This is a genomic window from Kitasatospora sp. NPDC059673 (genome assembly GCF_042734215.1).
In the GTDB taxonomy this organism is placed as follows: Bacteria; Actinomycetota; Actinomycetes; order Streptomycetales; family Streptomycetaceae; genus Kitasatospora.
Genome location: NZ_JBHWEN010000011.1, coordinates 184,348 through 210,661 on the forward strand (window position 1 = coordinate 184,348; position 26,314 = coordinate 210,661).

23 protein-coding genes and 1 rRNA gene are annotated in these 26,314 nt (G+C 72.3%); 4 read left to right on the top strand and 20 right to left on the bottom strand.

Annotated features, from left to right (window positions below; genetic code table 11):
- Positions 1–2: 2 nt before the first annotated feature.
- The 3 genes from argF to ACFV18_RS15845 all read right to left on the bottom strand — a co-directional run bounded on the left by argF (position 3) and on the right by ACFV18_RS15845 (position 5,521).
- A complete protein-coding gene (argF, locus tag ACFV18_RS15835; protein WP_380483431.1) occupies positions 3–1,004 on the bottom strand; it encodes an ornithine carbamoyltransferase in 1,002 nt (333 codons plus the stop codon).
- A gap of 147 nt (positions 1,005–1,151) precedes the next feature.
- Positions 1,152–3,770, bottom strand: a complete 2,619-nt coding sequence (locus ACFV18_RS15840) for a polynucleotide kinase-phosphatase (protein ID WP_380483433.1) — start codon at positions 3,768–3,770, stop codon at positions 1,152–1,154.
- Positions 3,767–5,521, bottom strand: a complete 1,755-nt coding sequence (locus tag ACFV18_RS15845) for a 3' terminal RNA ribose 2'-O-methyltransferase Hen1 (protein ID WP_380483435.1) — start codon at positions 5,519–5,521, stop codon at positions 3,767–3,769. Before ACFV18_RS15845 ends, ACFV18_RS15840 begins: the two co-directional genes overlap by 4 nt.
- A gap of 101 nt (positions 5,522–5,622) precedes the next feature.
- On the opposite strand from ACFV18_RS15845, the gene dapD reads away from it, so the two are divergent.
- A complete protein-coding gene (gene dapD / locus ACFV18_RS15850) occupies positions 5,623–6,612 on the top strand; it encodes a 2,3,4,5-tetrahydropyridine-2,6-dicarboxylate N-succinyltransferase (protein ID WP_380483437.1) in 990 nt (329 codons plus the stop codon).
- A 234-nt stretch (positions 6,613–6,846) separates the two neighbouring features.
- Here dapD and ACFV18_RS15855 read toward each other — a convergent pair whose 3' ends face one another.
- The 8 genes from ACFV18_RS15855 to ACFV18_RS15890 all read right to left on the bottom strand — a co-directional run bounded on the left by ACFV18_RS15855 (position 6,847) and on the right by ACFV18_RS15890 (position 15,409).
- On the bottom strand, positions 6,847–7,746 hold the full coding sequence (locus ACFV18_RS15855) for a DUF6099 family protein (protein ID WP_380483439.1): 900 nt from the start codon (positions 7,744–7,746) through the stop codon (positions 6,847–6,849).
- A 244-nt stretch (positions 7,747–7,990) separates the two neighbouring features.
- On the bottom strand, positions 7,991–8,329 hold the full coding sequence (locus ACFV18_RS15860; RefSeq protein ID WP_380483441.1) for a nucleotide pyrophosphohydrolase: 339 nt from the start codon (positions 8,327–8,329) through the stop codon (positions 7,991–7,993).
- On the bottom strand, positions 8,326–9,669 hold the full coding sequence (locus tag ACFV18_RS15865) for an AAA family ATPase (protein ID WP_380483443.1): 1,344 nt from the start codon (positions 9,667–9,669) through the stop codon (positions 8,326–8,328). The genes ACFV18_RS15860 and ACFV18_RS15865 overlap by 4 nt, the downstream gene beginning before the upstream one ends.
- Positions 9,670–9,764: 95 nt before the next feature.
- The gene (locus tag ACFV18_RS15870; RefSeq protein WP_380483445.1) at positions 9,765–10,595 is read right to left on the bottom strand and encodes a putative RNA methyltransferase; all 831 of its coding nucleotides are present in this window, start codon (positions 10,593–10,595) and stop codon (positions 9,765–9,767) included.
- A gap of 117 nt (positions 10,596–10,712) precedes the next feature.
- Positions 10,713–11,126: a hypothetical protein gene (locus ACFV18_RS15875; protein ID WP_043914018.1), complete on the bottom strand. Its 414-nt coding sequence runs from the start codon at positions 11,124–11,126 to the stop codon at positions 10,713–10,715.
- Positions 11,123–11,359 carry a toxin-antitoxin system HicB family antitoxin gene (locus ACFV18_RS15880; RefSeq protein WP_035862820.1) on the bottom strand — a complete coding sequence of 79 codons (237 nt, stop codon included), beginning with the start codon at positions 11,357–11,359 and terminating at the stop codon, positions 11,123–11,125. The genes ACFV18_RS15875 and ACFV18_RS15880 overlap by 4 nt, the downstream gene beginning before the upstream one ends.
- Before the next feature lie 162 nt (positions 11,360–11,521).
- Positions 11,522–12,862, bottom strand: coding sequence for a class I SAM-dependent RNA methyltransferase (locus ACFV18_RS15885; protein ID WP_380483473.1), 1,341 nt, complete (start codon positions 12,860–12,862; stop codon positions 11,522–11,524).
- A gap of 495 nt (positions 12,863–13,357) precedes the next feature.
- Positions 13,358–15,409 (bottom strand): APC family permease, encoded by a 2,052-nt coding sequence (locus ACFV18_RS15890; protein WP_380483475.1) that lies wholly within the window; start codon positions 15,407–15,409, stop codon positions 13,358–13,360.
- A gap of 246 nt (positions 15,410–15,655) precedes the next feature.
- Between ACFV18_RS15890 and ACFV18_RS15895 the strand changes: the two genes are divergently transcribed.
- Together ACFV18_RS15895 and ACFV18_RS15900 are read left to right on the top strand one after the other, a co-directional pair.
- Entirely contained in the window at positions 15,656–16,324 is a 669-nt protein-coding gene (locus tag ACFV18_RS15895; protein ID WP_380483447.1) for a potassium channel family protein, read from the top strand.
- Positions 16,324–16,980, top strand: coding sequence for a potassium channel family protein (locus ACFV18_RS15900; RefSeq protein ID WP_380483449.1), 657 nt, complete (start codon positions 16,324–16,326; stop codon positions 16,978–16,980). The genes ACFV18_RS15895 and ACFV18_RS15900 overlap by 1 nt, the downstream gene beginning before the upstream one ends.
- A gap of 49 nt (positions 16,981–17,029) precedes the next feature.
- On the opposite strand, the gene ACFV18_RS15905 is transcribed toward ACFV18_RS15900, so the two are convergent.
- Genes ACFV18_RS15905 through ACFV18_RS15920 form a run of 4 tightly spaced genes read right to left on the bottom strand, consistent with a single transcriptional unit; the run spans position 17,030 to position 21,456 of the window.
- The gene (locus ACFV18_RS15905; protein ID WP_380483451.1) at positions 17,030–17,755 is read right to left on the bottom strand and encodes a DUF3159 domain-containing protein; all 726 of its coding nucleotides are present in this window, start codon (positions 17,753–17,755) and stop codon (positions 17,030–17,032) included.
- The gene (locus ACFV18_RS15910) at positions 17,752–18,162 is read right to left on the bottom strand and encodes an OB-fold nucleic acid binding domain-containing protein (RefSeq protein ID WP_073812423.1); all 411 of its coding nucleotides are present in this window, start codon (positions 18,160–18,162) and stop codon (positions 17,752–17,754) included. Before ACFV18_RS15910 ends, ACFV18_RS15905 begins: the two co-directional genes overlap by 4 nt.
- A 55-nt stretch (positions 18,163–18,217) precedes the next feature.
- Positions 18,218–18,898, bottom strand: coding sequence for a response regulator (locus ACFV18_RS15915; RefSeq protein WP_380483453.1), 681 nt, complete (start codon positions 18,896–18,898; stop codon positions 18,218–18,220).
- Positions 18,895–21,456, bottom strand: a complete 2,562-nt coding sequence (locus tag ACFV18_RS15920; RefSeq protein WP_380483455.1) for an ATP-binding protein — start codon at positions 21,454–21,456, stop codon at positions 18,895–18,897. Before ACFV18_RS15920 ends, ACFV18_RS15915 begins: the two co-directional genes overlap by 4 nt.
- A gap of 128 nt (positions 21,457–21,584) precedes the next feature.
- Between ACFV18_RS15920 and ACFV18_RS15925 the strand changes: the two genes are divergently transcribed.
- A complete protein-coding gene (locus tag ACFV18_RS15925) occupies positions 21,585–22,412 on the top strand; it encodes a patatin-like phospholipase family protein (protein ID WP_380483457.1) in 828 nt (275 codons plus the stop codon).
- A 12-nt stretch (positions 22,413–22,424) separates the two neighbouring features.
- Here ACFV18_RS15925 and ACFV18_RS15930 read toward each other — a convergent pair whose 3' ends face one another.
- The 5 genes from ACFV18_RS15930 to rrf form a co-directional block, all read right to left on the bottom strand.
- Positions 22,425–23,090, bottom strand: coding sequence for an ABC transporter ATP-binding protein (locus tag ACFV18_RS15930; protein ID WP_380483477.1), 666 nt, complete (start codon positions 23,088–23,090; stop codon positions 22,425–22,427).
- A gap of 8 nt (positions 23,091–23,098) precedes the next feature.
- On the bottom strand, positions 23,099–23,950 hold the full coding sequence (locus tag ACFV18_RS15935; protein ID WP_380483479.1) for an ABC transporter ATP-binding protein: 852 nt from the start codon (positions 23,948–23,950) through the stop codon (positions 23,099–23,101).
- A 353-nt stretch (positions 23,951–24,303) separates the two neighbouring features.
- Entirely contained in the window at positions 24,304–24,708 is a 405-nt protein-coding gene (locus ACFV18_RS15940; RefSeq protein WP_380483459.1) for a hypothetical protein, read from the bottom strand.
- A gap of 703 nt (positions 24,709–25,411) precedes the next feature.
- Positions 25,412–26,113: a SigE family RNA polymerase sigma factor gene (locus ACFV18_RS15945; protein ID WP_380483461.1), complete on the bottom strand. Its 702-nt coding sequence runs from the start codon at positions 26,111–26,113 to the stop codon at positions 25,412–25,414.
- Positions 26,114–26,231: 118 nt separating this feature from the next.
- Positions 26,232–26,314 (bottom strand): 5S ribosomal RNA (gene rrf / locus ACFV18_RS15950); the annotation flags it as partial.

Below are 26,314 nucleotides of genomic sequence, written 5' to 3' on the forward strand. Positions count from 1 at the left end.
GATCAGGAGCCGAGGGTCGCCACCATCACGGCCTTGATGGTGTGCAGCCGGTTCTCGGCCTGGTCGAAGACCACGGAGTGCGCCGACTCGAAGAGTTCGTCGGTGCACTCCAGCTCGGACATGCCGGTGAGTTCGAACATCTGCCGACCGATCTCGGTGCCGAGATCGTGGTACGCCGGCAGGCAGTGCAGGAACTTGACCGCCGGGTTTCCGGTGGCGCGCACCGTGTCCATCGAGACCTGGTAGGGCTTCAGCAGGGCGATCCGCTCGGCCCAGACCTCCTTGGGCTCGCCCATCGACACCCAGACGTCGGTGTACAGGAAGTCCGCCCCGGCCACGCCCGCCGCCACGTCCTCGGTCAGGGTGACCCGGGCGCCGCTGGCCTCGGCCAGCGTGTGAGCGGCCTTCTGGACATCCTCCGACGGCCACAGCTGCGCCGGGGCGACGATCCGGATGTCCATGCCCAACAGCGCACCGGTGACCAGCAGCGAGTTGCCCATGTTGGAGCGGGCGTCGCCGAGGTAGACCAGGGTGATCTCGTTCAGCGGCTTGGTGGAGTGCTCCTGGATGGTGAGCACGTCGGCCAGCATCTGGGTGGGGTGCCACTCGTCGGTCAGACCGTTCCAGACCGGGACACCCGCATGGGCCGCCAGCTCCTCGACGATCTCCTGGCCGTCGCCCCGGTACTCGATTCCGTCGAACATCCGGCCCAGCACCCGGGCGGTGTCCTTGACCGACTCCTTGTGGCCCATCTGCGAGCCGGCCGGGTCCAGGTAGGTGGTGGACGCGCCCTGGTCGTGGGCCGCCACCTCGAACGCGCACCGGGTGCGGGTGGAGGTCTTGGCGAAGATCAGGGCGATGTTCTTGCCGCGCAGCCGGGGCTGCTCGGTACCGGCGTACTTGGCGGCCTTCAGCTGCGCAGCGAGGCCGACCAGGTGACGGAACTCCTGGGGAGTGAAGTCGGTCTCCTTGAGGAAGTGCCTGTTCCGGAGGTTGAACGCCATACCGGTCTCCTGGGTCGGTCAACGGACTGAGACGGGAAGTGTATACGAGTATTCGAATATTCATGCAACGTCGGGCCCACTCACGGCCGCCGGGGCCGGTGCGGACGGCGGAACCGTCCGCACCGAGCGCGACATGAGTGCCGGGTGTCAGAGGCGGGGGTCGACCGGCTCGGACTCCAGGGCCAGTACCGCGAACACCGCCTCGTGCACCCGCCAGAGCGGCTCACCGGCCGCCAGCCGGTCCAGCGCCTCCAGGCCGAGCGCGTACTCACGGAGGGCGAGCGAGCGCTTGTGGCCCAGCGAACGCTGCCGCAGCCGGTCCAACTGCCGGGTGTAGTCCGGGCCGTAGATGATCCGCAGGTACTCGCGGCCGCGGACCTTCAGTCCGGGCTGGACCAGCCGCCCGGTGCCGTCCCGGTGCAGTGCCTCGACCGGCTTGACCACCATGCCCTCGCCGCCCGCGCCCGTCAGCTCCTCCCACCAGGCGACGGCGGCGGCCACCGAGGACTCGTCCTCGGTGTCGACCAGCATCCGCCCGGTGCGGTGCAGCACCGGGGTGATGCCGCTGGTCTCCGCCGCGAGCCGGTGGTCGGCGTCCACCAGGCGGTCGATCAGGTCGAGGTGCTCGGTGTGCGGGCGCAGCGCCAGGTTGGCGCCCTCGGCGGCGAGCAGCTGGAACGGGGCCAGCCGGATGCCGTCGAGCCCCTCGGTCGGCCAGCAGTAGCGCCGGTACGCCTCGGTGAAGGCCAGCGCGTCGGTGCTGCGCTGCTGCTGGCGTTCCGCCAGTTCCGTCACGTCCAGTCCGCGGGCGGCGGCCTTGGTGAGGGCGTCGAGCGCGGCGGGCAGGGCGGCGCCGGCGGCCGCGCCGACCGCGGCGTACTGACGGCGCAGCAGCTCGACGGCCTTCAGCGACCAGGGCATCAGCTCGGCGTCCAACAGCAGCCAGCCGGTGTCGAGTTCGTCGAACAGGCCGGACTGCTCGGCGGCGGCCCGCAGCCGGTCGAGTATCGCGCCGGTGAGCTGATCGTCGGACAGGAAGGCGCGGCCGGTCCTGGTCCAGATCGCGCCCGGGCCGGGCAGGCCGAAGCGCTTGTCCAGCGCGGTGTCGTCGCGGGCGACCAGGACGACGGCGCGCGAGCCCATGTGCTTCTCCTCGCAGATCACCTGCCGCACCCCGTCGTGCCGGTAGGCGAGGAACGCCTCCTCGGGGTGTTCCAGGCAGCCTTCGCGACGGGAGGTCGGCGAGGGTGCCATGGTCGGCGGCAGGTAGGCGAGCAGCCGCGGGTCGAGCGCGAAGCGGCTCATCACCTCCAGCGCGGCGGCGGCGTTCTCCTCCCGGACGGCGACGTTGCCGAGCGTCCTGGTCTCCACCACGCGGCGGCCGGCCACGTCGGCGAGGTCGAGCGGACGGCCCTCCCGGCCGCCGGGCGCGTCGCCGCGCAGCGGGCGGACCGGCTCGTACCACTCCTGTTCGGCGGGCACGGCGACGATCTCCCGCTCCGGGTAGCGCAGCGCGGTGAGACTGCCGCCGAAGACGCAGCCGGTGTCCAGGCAGATGGTGTTGTTGAGGAAGCTCGCCACCGGCACCGGGGTGTGGCCGTAGACCACCAGGGCGCGGCCGCGGTACTCCTCGGCCCACGGGTAGCGCACCGGCAGGCCGAACTCGTCGGTCTCGCCGGTGGTTTCGCCGTACAGCGCGTGCGAGCGGACCCGGCCGGAGGCCCGGCCGTGGAGCTTCTCTGGCAGACCGGCGTGGCAGACCACCAGCGCACCGTCGTCCAGCAGGTAGTGGCTGACCAGGCCGCGCATGAACGACCGCACCTGGGCACGGAACTCTTCGCTCTCGCCGGACAGCTGGTCGATCGTCTCCTGCAGGCCGTGCGAGACGGTGACCTTGCGGCCGTCCATCCAGCGGCCGAGCTTGTTCTCGTGGTTGCCCGGCACACAGAGGGCGTGGCCGGCCGCGACCATGCCCATCACCAGGCGCAGCACACCCGGGCTGTCGGGGCCGCGGTCGACCAGGTCGCCGACGAACACGGCGGTCCGGCCGTCCGGGTGCGCGGCATCGATCGGGCGGCCCTGCTCGTCGCGGACGATCGCGTAGCCGAGCCGGCCGAGCAGGGTCTCCAGCTCGGAGCGGCAGCCGTGGATGTCGCCGACGATGTCGAACGGGCCGGTCAGGTGCCGCAGGTCGTTGAACCGCTTCTCCGGGACGATCTCGGCGCGCTCGATCTCCTCGACCCCGCGCAGCACGTGCACCTTGCGGAAGCCCTCGCGCTCCAGGCCGCGCAACGAGCGCCGCAGGTCGCGCTGGTGGCGTGGGATCACGTGCGCGGGCAGCTGCCGGTCCGGCCGGGCCCGGTTGCGTTCGGCGCACACCTCGGCGGGCACGTCCAGCACGATCGCGATCGGCAGTACGTGGTGCTCCCGGGCGAGGGCGATCAGCGCGCGGCGGGCGTGCTGCTGGACGTTGGTGGCGTCGACCACGGTGAGCCGGCCGGCCGCGAGCCGCTTGCCGACGATGTAGTGCAGCAGGTCGAAGGCGTCGGTCGAGGCGGACTGGTCGTTCTCGTCGTCGGAGACCAGCCCCCGGCAGTAGTCCGAGGAGATCACCTGGGTGGGCAGGAAGTGCTTCCGGGCGAAGCTGGACTTGCCGGAGCCGGTGCTGCCGATCAGCACCACCAGCGAGACATCGGTGACGGGGAGGCGCCGGCCGGTCGGGGCGCCGATCTCCGGGGTTTCGGCCTCCGGGGTTTCGGTGGTCATCGGTTCGCGCTCCCTTCCGGGGCGAGGTCGTTCGACGGGGCGTCGGTGCGGTCGGTGGTCGTTGTCGCGGCTGTTGTTGTGGTGCCGGCAGTGGATGCGGCCGGACGTCCAGGTGCCGTGGTGGGCTCGGCAAGGCGGAAGTGCGCGAGCTGGGTGGGTGCACCGACCTCGGGGTCGAGCGGGCCGACCGGCTCGAACGCGACCGTGTAGCCGTAGTTGTCGGCCACCCGCGCCGCCCAGGCGGTGAACTCGGCGCGGCTCCACTCGAACCGGTGGTCGCCGTGCCGCAGGTGCCCGGCGGGCAGGCTCTCCCAGCGCACGTTGTACTCGGCGTTCGGGGTGGTGACCACGACGGCGGCGGGCCGGGCCGCACCGAACACCGCGTACTCCAGCGCGGGCAGCCGGGGCAGGTCGAGGTGCTCGATCACCTCGCACAGCACCGCCGCGTCGTAGCCCTTCAGCCGGGCGTCGGTGTACGTCAGCGCGCCCTGGACCAGCCGCACCCGGCTCGCCTGACGCTCCGACATCCGGTCCAGCCGCAACCGGCGGGCGGCGATCGTCAGCGCCCGCGAGGAAACGTCCACCCCCAGTACCTCGGTCACCCGCGACTCCTTGAGCAGCGCGCCCACCAACTCGCCCTGGCCGCAGCCCAGATCGAGCACCCGGGCGGCACCGGTGCGGGCCAGCGCGGCCAGGATCGCCGTCCGCCGCTGGGCGGCCAGCGACTCACCGCGCCCGGTCGCCTCGTCGGCGGCAGCGGGGTGCCCCGGCTCCGGCTCGGCAGTCGGCTCCGCCTGCACCGGAGTTGGCGCGGCGTCGGCAGGGAGGTCGGCCGCACGGTCGGCGGTCGGGTTCGTGGTGGGGGCCGTGATCGGGTCGGCGGTCGGACCGGCCTCACGGTCGGCAGTCGGGTCGGCGGCGGTCACCTCCTCCGGGGCGTCGGGTACAGCGTTGTCGATCTCCTCGGCCTCGCGGTCGTCGGCCTCGGCCAGCCGGGCCAGGGCGAGGCGTTCGGTGGCGAGCCTGGTCAGCGACCAACGGCGGGACAGGTAGCGGCGGACGATCAGGGCGCGTTCGGGGTGGTCGGCGAGCCAGCCCTGGCCGGCCGCCAGCAGCTTGTCGACCTCGTCGGGCGCGACCCAGTAGTGCTTGGCACCGTCCAGCACCGGCAGCAGCACGTACAAGTGCTGCAGGGCGTCGGCCAGCCGCAGGGTGCCGGCGAGTTCGAGCCGCACGTACCGGGAGTCGCCCCACTCGGGGAAGGACTCGTCCAGCGGGACGGGCGTCGCCTCGACCTGCCAGCCCAGCGGGGCGAACAGCCGCTCCACCAGGGCCGGTCCGTCGCCTGCCACCGGGACGGCGGGCAGCGAGATCCGCAACGGCATGGCGCGGCCGGGCAGTTCGGGGCGGTGCGTGCACTCGCCCTTCATCGCGGACCGGAACACCGTGCGCAGCGCCACCGCGAGCAGCGAGGACGCGGCGTACGGCCGGTCGTTGACGTACTCGGCGAGCGCCAGGTCGGGCGAGCCGGAACGGCCCTTGCCACGGCCGTGCCGCAGCAGCGCCGCGGGGTCGACCTCCAGCAGCAGCGCGGCGGTGCACGTGTGCTCACCGGACTCGGGGTAGAAGACGTGCGCGGTGCCGTGCGCGGTGGTGAACCGCTGCACCTTGTCGGGGTGCTTGTGCAGGAGGAAGCCCAGGTCGGAGGCAGGATTCTCGGCAGTGCCGGTGGTGGAGATGGATACGAACACCCGGTCGAGTATGGCCCGTGGGCTTCTTCCAGGGCATCAGGTTTTGTCCGTCCGGTGAGCGTGTTGGTCAGCCCTTGCCCCAATTGGTTAACGTGCGGGATGTGACTGCTGAGACCTCCACTTCCGTAAACGGTGCGGTGGCTGTCGGCCTGGCGACCATCGCCGCCGACGGCACCGTTCTCGACACCTGGTTCCCCGCGCCCGAGCTGGCCGCCGCCCCCGGCCCGTCCGGCACCGTCCGGCTGAGCGCCGAGGAGGCCGAGCAGGCGCTCGGCCCGGGCGCCGCCGAGGCGCTGCGCGCCGATGCACGGCGCGGCGTCGAGGTGGTGGCGGTGCGCACCGTGATCTCCTCGCTGGACGAGAAGCCGCTGGACGCGCACGACGTCTACCTGCGCCTGCACCTGCTCTCCTCCCGTCTGGTGAAGCCGCACGGCCAGAACCTGGACGGCATCTTCGGCCTGCTGGCGAACGTCGCCTGGACGTCGATCGGCCCGGTGCCGGTGGGCAATGTGGAGCAGGCCCGGCTGGCGGTGCGCGCCCAGGGCGGGCAGCTCGCGGTGTACGGCATCGACAAGTTCCCGCGGATGACCGACTACGTGGCGCCGAGCGGAGTGCGCGTCGCCCACGCCGACCGGGTCCGCCTCGGCGCGCACCTGGCCGAGGGCACCACCGTGATGCACGAGGGCTTCGTCAACTTCAACGCCGGCACCCTGGGCACCTCGATGGTGGAGGGCCGGATCAGCGCGGGCGTGGTGGTCGGCGACCACAGCGACATCGGCGGCGGCGCCTCGATCATGGGCACCCTGTCCGGTGGCGGCAAGCAGGTCGTCTCGGTGGGCGAGCGCTGCCTGCTGGGCGCCAACGCGGGCATCGGTATCTCGCTGGGCAACGACTGCGTGGTGGAGGCGGGCCTGTACGTCACCGCCGGCACCCGGGTCACCGCCCCGGACGGCAGGGTGGCGAAGGCGGTGGAGCTGTCCGGCCAGGACAACCTGCTGTTCCGCCGCAACTCGCAGTCCGGTGCGGTCGAGGTGATCGCCCGCACCGGTTCGTGGGGCGGCCTGAACGCGGATCTGCACTCGCACAACTGACCTCCTTCCAGGTCATCTCCGTTCAGCAGCCGCGGTGCGGCTGTCCGGCAGCCGCCCGACGGCCGCCACGGCGTCCCGCTCCCCGCTCGGTGCTGTAGCCGAGTGGGGGCCGGGCTCGCAAACTCGGCTCACCCCTGGGGCTGACCGGGCCCGAGGGTTGGACCTCTACGGGTGGTCCGGGGTGACCGCGTGCGGCGGGGGCTCGTTGGACCGGCGGCGTCGACCCCCGGCGCTTCACACCGCACCACCGAGCTGAAGGGGCCCCCTCATGTCCGAGCCCTGGACCGAGCCGCCCACCCCGGGCACCCCCACGGGCGGCGCGCCCGTCACCAACAAGTCGCTGCTGGAGCAGATGCAGGAACTGCTCGCCTCGATCAACACCGACCTGGCCGGACTCGACTCCGAACTGCGGGACACCGCACCCCGGAGCGAGCCGGACGACTCGGCCCGCGACTGAGCGCACGCCACCGGAACCGGCGGGCCCAGCGGGACCACGAGCCTCGGCTCCCCCTCCCGCCGGGCCCCGCCCGGCACCGTCTCCTCCTCCGACGATGCGGCGAATGCCGCCGACGACGCTCCCCCGGCCCCGCCCTCCACATCGTCCGGGCTTTCCGGTGACGCCTCGTCGGCCGCCGTGACCCGCCGCTGCTCGCGCAGCAACTCGGCGACCAGATCTCGACATTCGGAGCTCGCGTCGAGCCCGTCGATGCAGGTCCAGTACAGGCTTTCGGTCTCCGCGCCGCAGGCCAGCACCACCAGGTTCTCGCTGGTCTCCGACAGCAGCCCGGCCAGCTCCACCAGTACCGGTTCGAGCTCGCCGAGTTCGGTGAGCCGCTCGGCCGGCCCCGGCCCGGACCAGTCGCCGAGCCCGCCCACGAGCCCGCCGCCGAGCGTGCCACCGGGCCCGTCGAGGCCTGGATCGGGCGCTTGTCTCAGGCAGCTCGCGGTGTGCGCCCCGGCCTCCGAGAGCTGCTGCCCGAGGACGGCGAACTCCTCGCCGTCGTGGTCGGCGAGCCGTGCGCCGACGGCCTCGGTGAGCAGGACGGACTGCCAGGCCTGGTGCAGGATGTCCCCCGTCGCCCGGGCCTCGGCCAGGGCATGCCGGACGGTCTTGATCAGTCGCAGTGCCTCCACGGCGCGCTCCCCTCGTTCGCCGCCACCGCCGCCGGTCGGGCGGTAGGTCGGTCAGGGCTCAGCGTGCCGCCGACGGCCGGGTGCTCCCAGCGCATTCCTCGCACCTGTGGACAACCCGGCCCTGTGGAAAACTCCCGTCCCCCGCAGGAGGGAAATCCGGATGATTTCCCCACCCACCGGGAACCCGCCACGACCCTCGACGAAAGAACCGGAAACCCGCAGCGAACGGCGACGGCGCACCGAACTACGAGCCGCCCCCGGCCGCCGGAAACCGGCTCTCGTTGCGCTCGATCTTCTCCGCCAGCGCCCGCAGCGGATCCACCTCCAGCACGGTGCACAGCTGCAGCAGGTAGGCCAGCACATCGGCGACCTCGTCGCGGACGCGGTGCGCCGCGTCCGCGTCGGCCATCACCGCATCGGCCTGTTCGGGCGTCAACCACTGGAAGATCTCCAGTAGTTCGCCGGCCTCGACGGTCAGCGCCGAGGCCAGGTTCTTCGGGGTGTGGAACGGCTGCCAGTTCCGGGCGGCCGCGAACTCGGCCAGTCGCCGCTGGAGTTCGGGCACCGTCAGTTCGTCGCTCATTCCCCCAGGTCTACCACCGCGGCCTCGTCGGGCGCGGTGCCCTGGGCGGGCACCCGGGGGGTGGGTTCGGTGCGGCGCAGCAGGCTGTGCCCGGTGGCGGGATCGCGCCGGCATTCGACCAGTTCGACGCCGTCCAGGCCGAGCGCGGGCCCGGGTTCCTGGAGGGTGGCGAGCAGCCGGATGTCGCCCTTGCCGGTGACCTCGCGGGCCAGCCGCAGCAGCGCGCCGACCTGCTCGGCCGCCAGTCCGGCCCCGAGGTCCTCGGCGAGCAGCACCAACTGCCGGTGTGCGTCGGGAACTTCGCCGGCCGGGTCAACATCGATGACGTCGGCGCCGGTGAGCAGGACGGCGGCGAAGGCGAGCAGCCGCAGCATGCCGTCGGAGGCCTGGTCGGCGCCGGTGCGGCCGAGCACGCCCTCGTCGAAGACGGCGATCAGCCGTTGCTGCGCGCCCTCGCCGCGCCGGGCGATGTCCAGGCCGAGCAGCGGGTGCGGAGCGGCGGCCTGGACGGTGCGCAGCAGCCGGGCCCAGCGGCGCTGGCATTCGTGTTTGAGGCGGCCGAGGACGGCGGAGATGTTGGCGGCGGTGCCGAGCAGCCGGGCCTGCGGTTCGGGCCGGGCCCAGCCGCGCATGGCGGCGGGCACGGGGTGCAGGTTGAACACTTCGCGCAGGGCGGTGAGCAGTTGTTCGGAGGCGGCGAGCACCTTGCGTTCGCCCTTGGACGATCCGGCGACCCGCAGCGGCAGTTGGGCGGTGATCAGGCTGCTGCTGGACAGTGGGGCGCTAATGTCGCCCTGCCGGGAATCGTTGTGCCAGGTGACGTTGACCCGGCCGCGGGTGAGGTCCTGTTCGCCGGTCTCCATCAGGGTCTGGCCGTCGAGGGTGAGCAGTTCGCGGGCGATCCGGACGCGTTCGTCGGTGCGCACCACCACTTCGAGCCGGACCGGCCCGATGCTGGAGCGGACGGTGCAGCCCAGGATGATCGCGTTGCGTCCGTGCGGCACGCAGCCGATCAGTCCGCCGCGCACCGGGGTGGCGAGCGGCCCGCCGATACCGCCGATGCCGTCCAGCGAGGGTCTGATCTCCTCGCCGAGGGCGAGCCGGGAGAGCACGCAGAGGGCGTCCAGCGCATTGGACTTGCCCGCCCCGGACGGGCCGTGCAGGACGGTCAGCGGCAACAGCGGCAGGGTGGCGCGCCGGTAGGACTTGAAGGACGTCAGTCGCAGTTCCTCGACGGTCGGGCGCTTCACCAGGGGGGCGGGCGGGCGCCGGCCCGGCTGGACGGAGGAGCGGTCGGGCGGCCCGACCGGGGGCGGGGCCAAGGGGGCTTCGCTGGTCACCCGGAGCACTTTAGGCGCGCAGTGAGCTGGAGAAACGTCTCTCCTGACGCCCTTTCACCCCTTCGAGTCCCCACCTGTCCCCGGCCCGCGGGGTGTCACTCGTACGCGGTGATCCGCACCGAACCGGTGACCTCCACCGGCTCCGGCAGCGCGTCCAGTGCGGCGGCCAGCGCGGCCGGGTCGGTGTGCCAGGCGCTCGGCCCCATCCCGACCACCGCGGCGGCGTCCGCCCGCGACAGCCGCAGGGTGAACTCCACCTCGGTGCGCCCCACCGGCGCGAACCACGGGCCGAGCTTCTCCTCGATCCGCCGGTCCTTGTCCTCGTCCACCGACAACAGGCCCAGCGCGCCCACCAGCTCCCGCAGGTGGCGGGAGGTCGGCGCGGCCACCAACAGCCGCCCGCCCGGGCGCAGCACCCGCCGCATCTCCGGCCCGTTGCGCGGCGCGAACACGTTCAGCAGCACGTCCGCCGCACCGTCCCGCAACGGGAGCGGGCGCCAGGCGTCGCACACCACCGCACCGATCCTCGGGTGCGCCTTCGCGGCGCGCCGCAGCGCGTACTTCGACAGGTCGAGGGCCGCGCCCGCCGCGCCGGGCCGCGCCTGGAGCACCCGCGCCAGGTAGTGGCCGGTGCCCGCGCCCAGGTCGGCCACCAGGCCGGTGTCCGCCGCGACGCCGGCCGCGGCCTCGGCCAGCGCCTGCTCCAGCGGACGGTAGTGGCCGGCCGCCAGGAACTCGCTGCGGGCGGCGACCATCTCCGCGGTGTCGGCGGTGCCCGCCTTCGCGTCACCGGCCAGCAGGCTGACGTAGCCCTGCCGGGCCTGGTCGAAGCTGTGGCCCTGCGGGCAGCGCAGGGTGCGGCCGTCCAGGGTCAGTGGGTGGGCACAGTGCGGGCAGACCAGATAGGGCTCGATGTCCTGCAGCAACTCGGTCGCATCCTCGCGGGATCGTCAGGGGCCGGGGGAACGTCGAGGGTATCCCGGCTGCGGACGCCTCGTCGCTCTCCCTGCCCCTGACCCCACCGGCTCCGGCGTGCCGACGGCTCACTCCTCGCCGTCGTCGCCGACCTCTTCCTCCTCCGACTCGTCGACCACCCACATCGCCAGCCGCTCCGCCACGCCCGTGATGCCGAGCTTGCCCTCCCGGATCGCCCGGGCCAGGCTGCGCACCTCCCGCGCGGTGGTCGCCACCCGGCAGCCGCTGGCCACCAGGTACGCGTAGGCCACGGCGGTGGCGAACAGCTCGTTGTTGCGCTCCAGCGCGGGGACCCGGATCAGCTGGTGCATCAGCGCGGCCGCACGGTCCTGCGGCTCCGGGTAGACGGCGATGTCGAAGATCTCGGCCTGGTGCCTGGTGACCGCCGCGAGCAGCGATCCGTAGTCGGTGACCTGCGGGTCACCGGGCGTGTACTGCTCCGCGGTCATGAGCAGCCACGAGAGGTCGACCTCAAGTTTCAACGGCGCACGTCCTGGAGTTCGCTCGGCGACCCGAACTCGGCGAGGAACGCCGCCTCGTGCTCCTTCATGAACTGCGCCGCGGCATCCACGAAATTGCGCCCCGCCTCGCCCATGTCCTGCTGCACCAGACGCTCGATGTACTGGTTCATGCTGATCCCCTGCTGTTCGGCCCGCTCGCGGGCCATCTCGGCGGTGGTCGCATCCACCCTGACGTTCAGCTGCTTCTTGGCCATACCTCAAGCTAGCGCCGAGGTGCTAGCACAACAAGGGCGCAAACCGGCCGCACCCCCACTCCCCCAACCCTGTCCGCCCGCGCCCCCACGAAAACCGGCCACGCCCCAAAACGCCGCACGGGCGCGGGAGAGGCTCCCGCGCCCGTGCTGACGGTGGTTCGGTTACTGCCGGCCGGCGATCGGCTCCAGGATGGCCACGCACTCGAAGTGGTGGGTCATCGGGAACAGGTCGAAGGCCCGCAGCGAGACCGGCCGGTAGCCGCCCTCGCGGAAGAAGGCCAGGTCGCGCGCGAGGGCGGCGGGGTCGCAGGCGACGTAGGCGATGCGGCGGGCGGAGAGCGAGCAGAGGTGGGCGACGGTGTCGCGGCCGGCGCCGGCCCGGGGCGGGTCGAGGACGATCAGGTCGGTCGAGGTGATGCCGGTGCGGGGCAGCAGGGTCTCGACCTTGTCGCACTCGATCCGGACGTTCTCCAGCGCGGCAAGGTTGTGCCGGGCGTCCAGGACGGCCTGCTTGCCGGACTCGATGCCGAGCACCGCGCCGTCCTCGCCGACCCGCTCGGCGAGCGCCCCGGCGAACAGGCCGACGCCGCAGTACAGGTCGAGGGCCATCTCGCCCCACTGCGGGTCGAGGCCGGTGAGGACGGCGTCGACCAGGGTGTCCGGGGCCTCGGGGTGGATCTGCCAGAAGCCGCCGTTGGAGACCCGCCAGGTGCGGCCGGCGGCGCGCTCGCGGACGAAGGCGCGGCCGTGCACGCGGTGGAACAGGTCCTGCTCGTCGATCCGGGCGATCGAGGCCTCCCGGTCGAGTTCGACCAGCGGCAGCTGCTTGCCGGGCTGCGGCCGCAGGATCACCTGCCGGTCGGAGGAGCCGGATGCCGCGATCGCCTCGACGGAGGCGATGCCGGTCCAGTCGCGGGACTCGATGCCGAGCTCGGTGACGCCGGGCGCGGCGATCAGGCAGCGGTCGATCGGCTGGATGTCGTGCGAGCGGTGCTTGCGCAGCCCGATCGCGCCGTCCTCGCCGACGGCGTACTGCACCCGGGTGCGCCAGGCCGGGACCTCGCCGGGCTGGAGCTTGCCGCCGACCGGCTCGACCGAGCCGTCCCAGCGGGCTTCCTCGGGGGTGAGGCCGGCCAGCTTGGCGAGCTGCTCGGTGAGCACCGCGCCCTTGAGCTTGCGCTGCCCGCCGGGGGTGACGTGCTGCCAGTCGCAGCCGCCGCACTTGCCGGGGCCGGCGAACGGGCAGGGCGCCTCGATCCGCTCCTTGGCGGCCTCCAGCACCTCCACCGCGTCGGCCCGCAGGAAGCGCGAGGTGGTGGTGCCGTCGGTGACCTGCGCGATCACCCGCTCACCGGGCAGCGCGTGCCGGACGAACAGCACCCGGCCCTCGTGCCGGGCCACGCAGTGCCCGCCGTGCGCGACCGGCCCGACCTCGACCTCGTAGCGCTCGCCGACCAGCGGGTCGCCGGACGGCTGCCGCAGCACCGGCTGGGCGGACCGCAGCGCCTTCGACGCCCGCACCGCACCGGGCTTGCGCCCCTGCCGCTCGGCCTTCTTCGCCTGCCCGCCCTGGCCACCCTGCCCGCCCTTGCCGCCGGACGCGCCCTTCCCGCCCGGCGCGCCCTTCCCCTGCGCCGGCCGTTCCGCCGCGGGCCGCTGCTCGCCGGGCACCGGCGGCAGGCTGCGGGCAGTGTTGCCTTCCCGGTCGGTGGCCTCGGGCCGCGAGGGCCGGCTGCTCCAGCGCGGGTGCGCCACCTGCCCGGGCTTGGCGCCGGACGTGCGGCCGGGGCGGCCCTGGCGACCGGAGGAGCGGGGCGGGTTGTTGCGGGTCACGGGGCGCTTCCTTACGCGATACGGAACGACGAAACGACGGACTGACGAACATACGGACGGACGGACGGGACGGACGGTGGAGAACAACGGCGGCCCGTGGCAGACCGGGAACGATCCGCCACGGGCCCATTGAAGGCCATCAGGAGGCCGGACGGGCTGCGCCGCTCAGTCGCGCGGCGCGGCTTCGTCCTTGCCGCCCGAGGACTCCCCGGTGGCCCGCCCGGCCTGCGGGCGGGGCTCGCCGCGGCGCACCGCGCCAGGCGCGGACCACGCCTTGGGCGCCTTGCGCCGTTCCGAGGACTCCAACTGCCAGGGTACGGACGTCACCATCACACCGGGCTTGAACAGCAGACGTCCCTTGAGCCGCAGCGCGCTCTGGTTGTGCAGCAGGTGCTCGTACCAGTGGCCGACCACGTACTCGGGGATGTAGACCGCGACCACGTCGCGCGGGCTGTCGCGGCGCAGGTTCTTGACGTAGTCCAGCACCGGGCCGGTGATCTCCCGGTACGGCGAGTCGAGGACCTTCAGCGGCACGTCGATGCCGCGTTCGTCCCATTCCTGGCGCAGCGCCACGGTGTCGGCCGGGTCCACGTTGACGGTGACGGCCTCCAGTATGTGTGCCCGGGACAGCTGGGCGTACGCGAGGGCGCGCAGCGCCGGCTTGTGCAGCTTGGAGACCAGGACGACGGCGTGCACCCGGGTCGGCGGGGCGACGTCCTCGGGCTCCTCGGCGGCCTTCAGCTCGGAGTTGACGCTGTCGTAGTGGCGGCGGATCGCCTTCATCATCACGAACAGCACCACCATCAGCGCGATCGCGATCCAGGCGTGGCCGATCTTGGTGGCGAGCACCACGATCAGCACGGCCATGGTCATCACCAGGCCGAAGGTGTTGATCGCCCGGCTGCGCTGCATGCGGGCGCGCTTCTTCGGGTCGGTCTCGGTCTTCAGCAGCCGGGTCCAGTGCCGGATCATGCCGGACTGGCTCATGTTGAACGCCACGAACACGCCGACGATGTACAGCTGGATCAGCCGGTTCGGGTCGGCGCCGAACGCCACGATGAACAGGATGGCCGCACCGGCGAGCAGCACGATGCCGTTGGAGAACGCCAGCCGGTCGCCGCGGGTGTGCAGCTGCCGCGGCAGGTAGCGGTCCTGGGCGAGGATCGAGCCGAGCACCGGGAAGCCGTTGAACGCGGTGTTCGCGGCCAGCACCAGGATCAGGCCGGTGGTGCCGGCGACGAAGTAGAAGCCCGGGGTGAAGTTGGAGAACACCGCCTCGGAGATCTGCGCCAGCACGGTCTTCTGGTGGTAGTTCTCCGGCGCGCCGATCAGCTGCTCGGCCGGGTTCTCGGCCATCTGCGTCCCGGTCAGGTGCGCCAGGTAGATGATGCCCATGAACATCGTCACAGCGATGCTGGCCATCATCAGCAGCGTGGTCGCCGCGTTCTTGCTCTTCGGCTTGCGGAAGGCCGGCACGCCGTTGGAGATCGCCTCCACACCGGTCAGCGCCGCACAGCCCGAGGAGAACGCCTTCAGCAGCAGGAACACCAGCGCGAACCCGCCCAGCGCCCCGTTCCCGGGCGTCGCCTCCAGGTGGAACGCCGAGCTCTCCGCGGGCAGCGCCGCGTCGAACCCGAAGTGCCGCACCATGCCGTAGACCACCATGCCGAGCACGCCCACCATGAACGCGTACGTCGGGATCGCGAAGGCGGACCCGGACTCGCGGACACCGCGCAGGTTCATGCCCATCAGCAGGATGACCAGGGTGACCGACAGCGCCATCTCGTGCCCGCGCAACGCCGGCACCGCCGACACCACGTTGGCCACGCCCGAGGTGGTGGACACCGCCACGGTCAGGATGTAGTCGACCATCAGCGCACTCGCCACCACCAGGCCGGAGTTCGGCCCGTGGTTGACGGTGGCGACCTCGTAGTCGCCGCCGCCGCTGGGGTACGCGTGGACGTTCTGCCGGTACGAGGCGACCACCGCGAGCATCACGATGGCGACCACGACACCGATCTGCCAGGAGAAGTGGATCGCCCCGGCGCCGGCCAGCGACAGCGTGAGCAGGATCTCCTCGGGCGCGTACGCCACGGAGGACAGGGCGTCCGAGGCGAACACCGGCAGCGCGATGCGCTTGGGGAGCAGCGTCTCCCCCAGCTTGTCGCTGCGCAGCGCACGCCCGATCAGGATGCGTTTCGGTAGGTCAGCAGGCATAGGCACAGCAAGGAATCGTAAAGGCTCGCACTGGCAGCCGACGCCGCACGGGGGCCACCTTGGTCGCGACTGTGTTCGGCGGACCGGCTAGCGTGTCGGATTAAGGGTTAGCGGGCAACACCTCGTTGCCCCTCGCGTCGGATCACAGGCGCGGCCGACAATTGGCCCCCTCAATCGGGGGCACGGAAGGACGATGAGCGGTGTTTACGCAGGTCATGACCCCAACGGATCGGGTGAGGTAGTCGCGTGCACATCGTCATCATGGGTTGCGGGCGCGTGGGCTCCGCCCTCGCCAGAACGCTTGAGAAACAAGGCCACTCGGTCGCGGTGATCGACCAGGACCCGACCGCCTTCCGTCGGCTCGGCGCGGGCTTCAACGGCCGCCGGGTCACCGGCGTCGGCTTCGACCAGGACACCCTGAGGGAAGCCGGCATCGAGGAGGCGGGCGCCTTCGCCGCCGTCTCCAGCGGTGACAACTCGAACATCATCGCGGCCCGGGTGGCCCGCGAGAACTTCGGCGTCGAGCACGTCGCGGCCCGCATCTACGACCCGCGCCGCGCCGAGGTCTACCAGCGCCTGGGCATCCCGACCGTCGCGACCGTCCGCTGGACGGCCGACCAGATGCTGCGCCGGCTGCTGCCCAGCGGCGCCGAGCCGGTCTGGCAGGACCCGTCGGGCGCCGTGCAGCTCGCCGAGGTGGCGTTCGCCCCCGCCTGGATAGGCCACCGCCTGTCCGAGCTGGAGGCCTCCGCCGGTGTCCGGGTGGCGTTCGTCACCCGGGTCGGCGAGGGCGTGCTGCCCACCCCGCAGATGGTGGTGCAGGAAGGCGACCTGGTGCACGTGATGCTGCGCCGCAACGAACTGACCGCGGTCGAGGCGGCCTTCGCCAAGGGCCCCGAGGAGGCTGGTCACTGATGCGCGTCGCAATCGCCGGAGCCGGTGCCGTCGGCCGTTCCATCGCCGGAGAGCTGCTGGAGAACGGCCACGAGGTCCTGCTGATCGACAAGAACCCGAACTCCATCTCGGTGGAGCGGGTCCCGCTGGCGGAGTGGCTGCTCGCCGACGCCTGCGAGATCACCTCGCTGGACGAGGCCGCCCTGCAGCGCTGCCACGTGGTGATCGCCGCCACCGGTGACGACAAGGTCAACCTGGTCGTCTCGCTGCTCGCCAAGACCGAGTACGGGGTGCCCCGGGTGGTCGCCCGGGTGAACAACCCGAAGAACGAGTGGCTGTACAACGAGTCCTGGGGCGTGGACGTCGCCGTCTCCACCCCGCGCCTGATGTCGGCGCTGGTCGAGGAGGCCGTCAGCGTCGGCGACCTGGTCCGGCTGATGCGCTTCTCGCAGGGCAACGCCAACCTGGTCGAGCTCACCCTGGCCGCCGACGCCGGCCTGGTCGGGACGCGGGTCTCGGACGTGGCCTGGCCGGTGGACACCGCGCTGGTCACCATCATCCGGGGCGGCCGGGTGCTGGTCCCCGGTGGCAGCGACACCCTGGAGGCCGGTGACGAGCTGCTGTTCGTCGCCGCCCAGGAGCGCGAGGAGGAGCTGGAGACGCTGCTCGCCGGCTGATCCGTCCCGCCGTACGGCGAAGGGCCCGCGCATCGCGCGGGCCCTTCGCTCACTTCCGGGGTTCCTCTTCGTCCTCGGGCAGCTCGGCCTTGATCGGCGGCGGCGCCTTCAGCAGGATCTGCCAGGTCACGTACATCGCCAGCAGCATCGGCGGAATGCCGAGGGCGACCTTCAGCCAGCCCAGCAGGTTGACGTTGTGGGTGAAGTACAGCGGGAACAGGATCGCCGGCTTCAGGCCCATGATCAGCACCCAGGCCCAGGTCGCCCGGGTGTAGGCGGCCAGCCGGCCCGGGTTCTGCTTGCGCCAGGTGAACATCTCGCCGGTGATCGGGCCCAGCATCAGTCCGATCATCGGCCAGCGCACCAGCGCGGAGACCGCCAGCGCCACGCAGTAGCCGACGTTCCACAGCAGGCCCGGCAGGTAGAAGTCCTCGGCCTTGCCGGTCTTCATCGAGATCCAGGCGCCGATCGCCACGCCGAACACGCCGGAGAAGGCGTGCTGGATGGTCTCCCGGCGGGCCAGCCGGACCACCACGAACACCGCGCACAGGGCCAGCGCCGACCAGGCGGCCACCGGCACCTTGTGGGTGATGTTGAAGGCGATGATGAACACCAGGCCGGGCAGCGTCATGTCGACCATGCCGCGGATCCCGCCGAACGCCTTCAGCACCGTCTCGGCCGCCTCCTTGGAAGCGTCCCGCTCATGCACGCTGCCCTGCTCGTCGCCCTGCGGGTCGTGGGTGGTCACCCGGACCGCCTCGGCCTCGTTGCTCACGCGGACTCGCTCCCGTGTCCGACCGGACGCAGCTCGTAGCGGGGGTTGAAGAGCACGCGGCGCCCGCGTGCGTGGCCGATCCGGCCGCTGGCGATCAGTCGGCGGCCCGGCTCGATTCCCACGATCGAGCGACGGCCCAGCCACACCACGTCCAGCGCCTCCGTGCCGTCGAACAGCTCGGCCTCCAGCGCGGGCACACCCGCGCGGGGGCGCAGCGTGACGGTCCGCAGCGTTCCGGCCACGGTGACGATCTCACGGTCGCCGCAGGCGGCGATCGGGGTGCAGCCCGCCTCGGCGGTGTCCTGCCGCAGTTCCTGGGCGGCCAACTCCTCCGAGGAGGACGTCAGCCGACTCAGCATGCGGCGGAAACGGCCCTGCGGCTGGTCGCCGATGTTGTCACCACTCATGCCGGAAGGGTACCGGTTCACCCCTGCCCGATGGCAGAGCCACAGGTGGGCCCGGTCACGGCTCGAAGCGGTAGCCCATGCCCGGTTCGGTGATGAAGTGCCGGGGGTGCGACGGGTCGGCCTCCAGCTTGCGGCGCAGCTGTGCCAGGTAGACCCGCAGGTAGTTGGTCTCCTTGCGGTAGGCCGGGCCCCACACCTCCTGCAGCAGCTGGGTCTGGCTGACCAGCCGCCCGGAGTTGCGCACCAGCACCTCCAGCAGGTGCCACTCGGTGGGGGTGAGCCGGACGTCGGCGCCCTGACGGTTGACCTTCTTGGCGGCCAGGTCGACGGTGAACGACTCGGTGGCGACCACCGGCTCGCCCTCGGCGGTGACCGGCTCGGCACGGCGCACCGCGGCCCGCATCCGGGCCAGCAGCTCGTCCATGCCGAACGGCTTGGTGACGTAGTCGTCGGCGCCGGCGTCCAGCGCCTCGACCTTCTCGTCGGAGGCGTGCCGGGCGGACAGCACGATGATCGGCACCCGGGTCCAGCCACGCAGGCCGCGGATCACCTCGACGCCGTCCATGTCGGGCAGGCCGAGGTCGAGCACCACCACGTCGGGGTGGCGGGCGGCGGCCAGTTCCAGGGCGCTCGCGCCGTCGTGCGCGGAATCGACCTCGTACTTGCGGGCCTTGAGGTTGATCACCAGGGCGCGGACGATCTGGGGTTCGTCGTCCACCACGAGGACCCGGGTCATGCGGGACCGGCCTTTCCGTTGTCAGGATGGTCGTGCAGATCGACGGCGGGCAGCGAGACCACCATGGTCAGCCCGCCGCCGGGAGTGTCCTCGGCGATGACGGAGCCGCCCATCGCCTCGGTGAAGCCGCGCGCCACCGCCAGGCCGAGGCCGACCCCGGTGCCGCGCGGGGCGTCGCCGTAGCGCTGGAACGGGGCGAAGATCCGTTCCCGGGCCTCCTCCGGGACGCCCGGGCCGCGGTCGACGACGCGCAGCTCGACCCGGCCGTCGCGCGGCAGCAGGTCCGCCTTGACCAGCACCGGGCTGCCGGACGGGCCGTACTTGACGGCGTTCTCCACCAGGTTGGCCAGCACCCGCTCCAGCAGCCCGGCGTCGGCGCGCACCATCGGCAGCGACTCCGCCACGTCCAGCCGGACGCTGCCCGGCGGGACGCCGCCGAGCGCGAACGGCACCACCTCGTCCAAATCGGTGGGCTGCACCAGCGGGGTGACGGTGCCGGTCTGCAGGCGGCTCATGTCGAGCAGGTTGTTGATCAGGTGGTCGAGGCGGTCCGCGCCGGACTCGATGCCGGCCAGCAGTTCGGCCTCGTCCTCCGGGTCCCATTCGACGTCCTCGGCGCGCAGCGAGGTGACGGCGGCCTTGATCCCGGCCAGCGGGGTGCGCAGGTCGTGCGAGACGGCGGCGAGCAGCGCGGTGCGGATCCGGTTGCCCTCGGCCTCGCGGCGGGCGGCGGCGGCCTCGCCGGCCAGTCGGCGGCGCTCCAGCAGGACGGCGGCCTGGTTGGCGAACGCGCCGAGCATCCGCCGGTCCGCGGCGGGCAGCACCCGGCCGCGCAGCACCAGGGCGAGGCGTTCACCGACCGGCACGTCCACGTCCGCCTGCTCGGGCCCGGCCGGCGGGCGCGGGCCGACCGAGGCGGCGGCGTGCCAGGCGGAGTGCGGGTCGGCACGTTCGACCAGCGCCACGGCGTCCTGCTGGAAGGTCTCCCGGACCTGTTCCAGCAGCGCCGTCAGTACCCCCTCGCCGGTGGGGGCGCCGCGCAGCACGGTGCCGGCCAGCGCGGACAGGGTCTGTGCCTCGGCCTGGGCGCGGGCCGCCTGGTGGCTGCGCCGGGCGGCCAGGTCGACCACGGTGGCGACCGCGATGCCGACCGTGGTGAAGATCGCCACCGCCAGGATGTTCTGCGGCTCGGCGATGGTGAAGGTGTGAATGGGGGGCGCGAAGTAGTAGTTGAGCGCCGTCGATCCGACCAGTGCCGAGGCGATCGCCGGGTACAGCCCGCCGACCAGCGCCGCGCACACCGTCAGCGACAGGAACAGCAGCATGTCGGTGGAGAGTCCCTGCCCGTGGAACCGGCTCAGCACCAGCGCCAGCAGCGGCGGCCCGGCCACGCCGATCAGCCAGCCCGCGATCGTCCGGGTCCGGCCCAGGTCGGTGACCTTGCGGATCGGGATCCGGCCCCGGCCGCGTGCCGCGTGCTCGTGGTTGACCATGTGGACGTCGATGTCGCCGGAGTCCCGGGTCACCGTGAGGCCGACGCCCGGCCCGTAGATGTACTGCCAGACCTTGCGGCGGCTGGTGCCGATCACGATCTGGGTGGCGTTGACGCCGCGCGCGAAGTCCAGCAGCCCGGCCGCCGGGTCGTCGCCGAGCACCGAGTGGAAGCTGCCGCCGAGGCTCTCCACCAGCGCGCGCTGCTCGATCAGCGTCTGCGGCGAGGACCCCGACAGTCCGTCGGAGCGCGAGATGTGCACCGCCAGCAGTTCGCCGGCGCTGGCCCGGGCCGCGATCCTGGCGGCTCGGCGGATCAGGGTGGCGCCCTCCGGGCCGCCGGTCAGGCCGACCACGATCCGCTCCCGGGCCTGCCAGGTGCCCTGGATGCCCTGCTCGGCCCGGTACCGCTGCAGGTACTCGTCGACCCGGTCCGCCGTCCACAGCAGCGCCAGTTCGCGCAGCGCCGTCAGGTTGCCGAGCCGGAAGTAGTGGGCGAGCGCCGCGTCCACCTTCTCCGGCGCGTACACGTTGCCGTGCGCCAGGCGGCGGCGCAGTGCCTGCGGTGCCATGTCGACCAGCTCGATCTGGTCGGCGCGCCGCACCACCTCGTCCGGGACGGTCTCCCGCTGGCGGATGCCCGTGATGCCCTCGACCACGTCGCCGAGCGACTCCAGGTGCTGGATGTTGACGGTGGAGATGACGTCGATCCCGGCCGCCAGCAGCTCCTCGACGTCCTGCCAGCGCTTGGTGTACCGCGAGCCGGGGACATTGGTGTGGGCGAGCTCGTCGACCAGCACCACCGCCGGGTCGCGGGCCAGCACCGCGTCCAGGTCGAGCTCGGTGAACTCGGCGCCGCGGTGGGTCAGGGTGCGGCGCGGGACGGTCTCCAGTCCGTCCAGCAGTTCGGCGGTGTGCACCCGTCCGTGGGTCTCCACGAAGCCGATCACCACGTCCGCGCCGCGCCCCAGGCGCCGGTGCGCCTCGGCGAGCATGGCGTACGTCTTGCCGACACCCGGGGCCGCCCCGAGGTAGATCCGCAGCCGGCCGCGGCCTGTGTGCACCATGCCCTTGAGGTTAAGCCCTGCAATCTGAATATCCGCTGATCAGAGTGGTTTGACTGAAGAATTGTCAATTTCTTGACGGTCGTTGCGCCAAAATGTCGAACGGAAAGATCGACCCGAAGGAAACCACCATGCGCGGACTCGTACTCGGCGGCGGCGGACTCGCTGGCATCTCCTGGACCACCGGACTGCTCCACGGCCTCGCCGAAGCCGGCCTCGACCTCCCCGGCACCGCCGACCACATCCTCGGCACCTCCGCCGGTGCCACCGTCGCCGGCCAACTCGCCTCCGGCTTACCGCTCGCCGAACTCCACCTGCGACAGACCGACCCCGCGCGGCAGAACCACGAGATCGTCCCGCCCCTCGAAACCCTCGGCACGCTCCTCGAAGCCCTCGCCGTGCTGCAGGCCGAAATCACCGACCCCGCCGAACTGCGCCGCCGCATCGGCCGCCTCGCCCTGGACACCGACACCGTCCCCGCCGCCGACCGGCGCGCCGTCATCGCCGACCGCCTCCCCGTCCACGACTGGCCCAGCCGGCCGCTCACCCTCACCGCCGTCGACGCCGACACCGGCGAACCCCGCACCTTCGACCGCCACAGCGGCGTTCCCCTGGTCGACGCCGTCGCCGCCAGCTGCGCCATCCCCGGCATCTGGCCCACTGTCGAAATCGACGGCCACCGCTACATGGACGGCGGCATCCGCACCTGCACCAACGCCGACCTGATGACCGGCCAGCAGACCGTCCTGGTCATCGCCCCGATGCCCGACCCCAACCTCCCCGTCGAACTGGAGACCCTCCGGGCCGGCGGCACCGCCCTCGCCATCACCCCCGACGAGGACGCGCTCGCCTCCTTCGGCGTCAACCCACTCGACACCACCGTCCGCGCACCCGCCGCCGAAGCCGGCCGGGCCCAGGCCCGGCAGGTCGCCGACCAGGTCCGCAAGCTCTGGACCTGAGGTTCCCGGCGGCTATTCGACGATCTTGCCGTCCCGCAGCTCCAGCACCCGGTCCGCCAGGTCCATGAGCTGCGGGTCGTGCGTCGCCACCAGCGCCGTCACGCCCTCGCTGCGCACCACCGCCCGCAGCAGCTCCATGATCGCCAGACCGGTGTCCGAATCCAGCTGCCCCGTCGGCTCGTCCGCGATCAACAGCGCCGGCTCGTTCGCCAACGCCCGTGCCACCGCCACCCGCTGCTGCTGACCACCCGACAGCTCCGTCGGCCGCTGCGCCGCGTGGTCCGCCAGACCCACCAGCGCCAGCAGCGTCCGCACCCGCTCCTCGCGCTCCTTCACCGCCACCCGGCGCAACCGCATCGGCACCCCGACGTTCTCCGCCGCCGTCAGCACCGAGATCAGCCCGAACGACTGGAACACGAAACCGATCCGGTCCCGACGCAGCGCCAACCGGCCCGACTCGTCCAGACCCGACAGGTCCATCCCCGCGATGCTGATCCGCCCCGCCGACGGCGTGTCCAGACCACCCACCAGGTTCAACAGCGTCGTCTTCCCCGACCCCGACCGGCCCCGCAGCGCCGTCAACTCCCCGGCCCTCACCGTGAACGACACCCCGCGCACCGCATGCACCGCCCGGTCGCCCGCACCGAACGTCCGGTGCACGTCCTCCACGACCACCATCGCGCCACTCACCCGCGTACCTCCGAACCCTCCGCGCGCCACACCCTGATGTGGTCCTCCTCCAACGCCAGCCGCACCCGACGGCTCAGCCCCAACGCCTCCGTGAAATCCTGCGGCAACTGCAACCGGCCCACCCGGTCCAGCACCGCGTACTCCACCCCAGGCTCACCCCGCTCCGGACGCAGCACCTCCGTCGATGTCCGACCGTTGCGGATCCGCACAGTACGCCGCACCTCCTGCGCCACCATCCGATCGTGAGTGACGATCAGCACCGTCACCCCCAACTCCTCGTTCACCGACCGCAGCGCCGCGAAAATCTCCTCGCTGGTCGCACTGTCCAGCTCACCCGTCGGCTCGTCCGCCAGCAGCAGCGCCGGCGAGTTCGCGTTCGCCACCGCGATCGCCACCCGCTGCTGCTCACCACCCGACATCTCCGCCGGCCGACGCCCCGCCAGATGCCCGATCCCCAACATCCCCAACAGGTCCGCCGCCAGCCGCTGCCGCTCGCGCCGCGGCACCCCCGCGTACCCCATCGGCAGCATCACGTTCTCCACCGCCGTCAGATACGGCAGCAGATTCCGCGCCGTCTGCTGCCAGACGAACCCCACCGTGCGGCGCCGGAACGCCAACCGCTCCCTCTTGTCCATCGCCAGCAGATCGTTCCCCGCCACCCGGGCACTGCCCGCCGTCGGCACGTCCAGCCCCGCGAGGATCCCCAGCAACGTCGACTTCCCCGAACCCGACGCGCCCACCACCGCGATCAACTCGCCGTCCTCGACCGTCAGATCGAGCTTCTGCAGGGCCTGCACCTCGACGCCCTCGGAACGGTGGATCCGCACCAGGTTCTCGCACACCACCATGCCCTCGGCCGACGGCGGCCCCGCCGCGGCCGCGCGCCTGCGCAGCTCCGCCAGCCCTTCGGGCTCCGCCACGACCGGCACCCCCACCGCCTCAGCCCCCACCGCGTTCCCCTCCGACCGTCGAACCCGCGGCTCACCACGGCCTGCGCTCCGGGCCGACACCCGGCCGGACAGCCGGGGCGCAGTCCCCTGTTCTGCCCCGACCGCCCAACCGGGCGTACCCCCGCGGGCCACCACCCCGATCGGCAGCGGCCTCACCACACCAACGCGGCCCGGAGCGGACCGGTTGCACCGGTGCGCGGACTTTCTTCAAAACCCTTCGGGCACCGCCTGATTGAGCTCCGACGCGGGCCTCAGCCCTCCCCCGGCCCGGGCGCGCGCAACCGCAGGAACTCCAGCGCCGACTCCCGGAACGGATCCGACAACCCCGCCGCCGGCACCACCCCCCGCCCACCGCGACGCACCGTCAACACCGCCACCATCGTCCCGCTGATGTGCACCGCCACCTCCTCCGCGTACGCCACCGGCTGCCGCACACCCAACGCCACCACCGCACCGACCTGCTGCTCCACCGCCCAGCCCGCCCCCGAGCTCACGCACTCCCCGCCCACCAACAGCCGGGACGCCTGGTGCTCCGCCTCCAGCGGCGAACCGAACCGCATCACGATCTGCTGCGCCGACGCCTCCGGGTGGCCGGCATCCACATACCGCTGCCCCCACAACTGCTCGGCGCCCGACGTACCGACCAACCGCGGCACGCACCCGTCCGCGAACGCGTCCGGACCGGGCGATCGCGACGGGCTGCTTGACGGGCTGTCTGATGAACTGCCTGATGGACTGCTTGATGAACTGCCTGATGGGCTTCTGCTCGGGGAGGCGCTGTTGGTGGCGGTCGGATCGGCGCTCGTGGTGGGACCGGGCGTGGTCGGACCACTCGGGGACGCGCCCCCGGACGGACCGGCTGCCGCCGGGTCCACAGCCGGCAGCGCCGTCCACGGGCCGTACCCGCCCAACACGCTCGGCAGCCTCGACACGTCCAGCACCAGCGCCCGCGCCATCGGGTCGGCCGACTCCAGCGATGCCCACTCCAGCACCCAGTTCGGCGACGGAAGCAACGGCAACTGCGGCTCCGGCAACGGCACTTCGACCTTCGGGGCAGGCGCCGCAGCCGTCGGAGGCACCGGATGCGCCGCCACCCCGTGCCCCACCGGCCCGGGCACCATCGCCGCCGCGGACCACAGCACCGCGACGCCCAGCACCCCCGCCCCTGCCATCGCTCCCACCCGACGCCGACGCCGCCTCACCCCACGACGCACCACCTCCGCACTCGGCGGCACGGGCACGGCAAGCACCACCTCCCGCCTCAGCCCGTCGAACATGGTCTCCAGCCGAGCCGCCCCGATCGCCGGACGGTCCTCCGCCCCCACAACCCCCGTGGCCCTCGCCGTCTCCGCCTCGGGCCTAGACATGCGAACCGCAGTCTTCCGCCACCCGCACCTGAGTCCCCTGAGTTTCCGTCACCTGCACCGGCTCCCCGCCACCGCCGCCGCCCGTCAACTCCGCTTCCCCTGCTGCCCGTTCACCCGTGGCAGGCGCCGGAGCCGATCGCAGCGGCGCGACCGTCGGCTCCTCCACGACCGCCGCCGGCTCTTCCCCCAACAACGCCGCCAACGCCTGCCGCCCCCGATGCAACCGCGCTTTGACCGTCCCCACCGGCACCCCCTCGTCCGCGGCAATCTCCGCCACCGAACGACCCCCCATGTGATGCCACACCAACGCCGACCGCTGCGCCTCCGGCAACTGCCGCAACGCCTCCACCAGCGCCACGGTCTCCGGCCCAGGCCCCGGAACCGGCAGATTCGCGTCCCCGTGCCGAATCCAGCTCTGCAACGCCGTCCGCGCCCGCCGCCACCGACTGATCGCGATCCGCTGCCCCGTCAGCCGCACCCACGCCACCGGATTCTCGTGCGACACCAGCCGCCCCCAGTGGTTCCACGCCCGGACGAACGCCTCCTGGGCGGCGTCCTGCGCCTCACCCAGATCGCCCGTCAGCGCATACAAGTGCGCCACCAGCTGACCGTACGCGGCCTCGTAGAACACCCGAAAGTCGTCGCCGCCCCGGCCGGCTCTGCCACCGGCCCCCTCGCCCTGCTCCACGACCATGACGCCACAGTGTGCCGTGCACCGAATCACCCGGCAACAGGCCATGCGGTCTTCGGGAATCCCCCCGAAATGCAGAAAGGGCCCCAGCCTTTCGGCTGGAGCCCTTTCCAGAAGAATTGTTCGGCGGCGTCCTACTCTCCCACAGGGTCCCCCCTGCAGTACCATCGGCGCTGTGAGGCTTAGCTTCCGGGTTCGGAATGT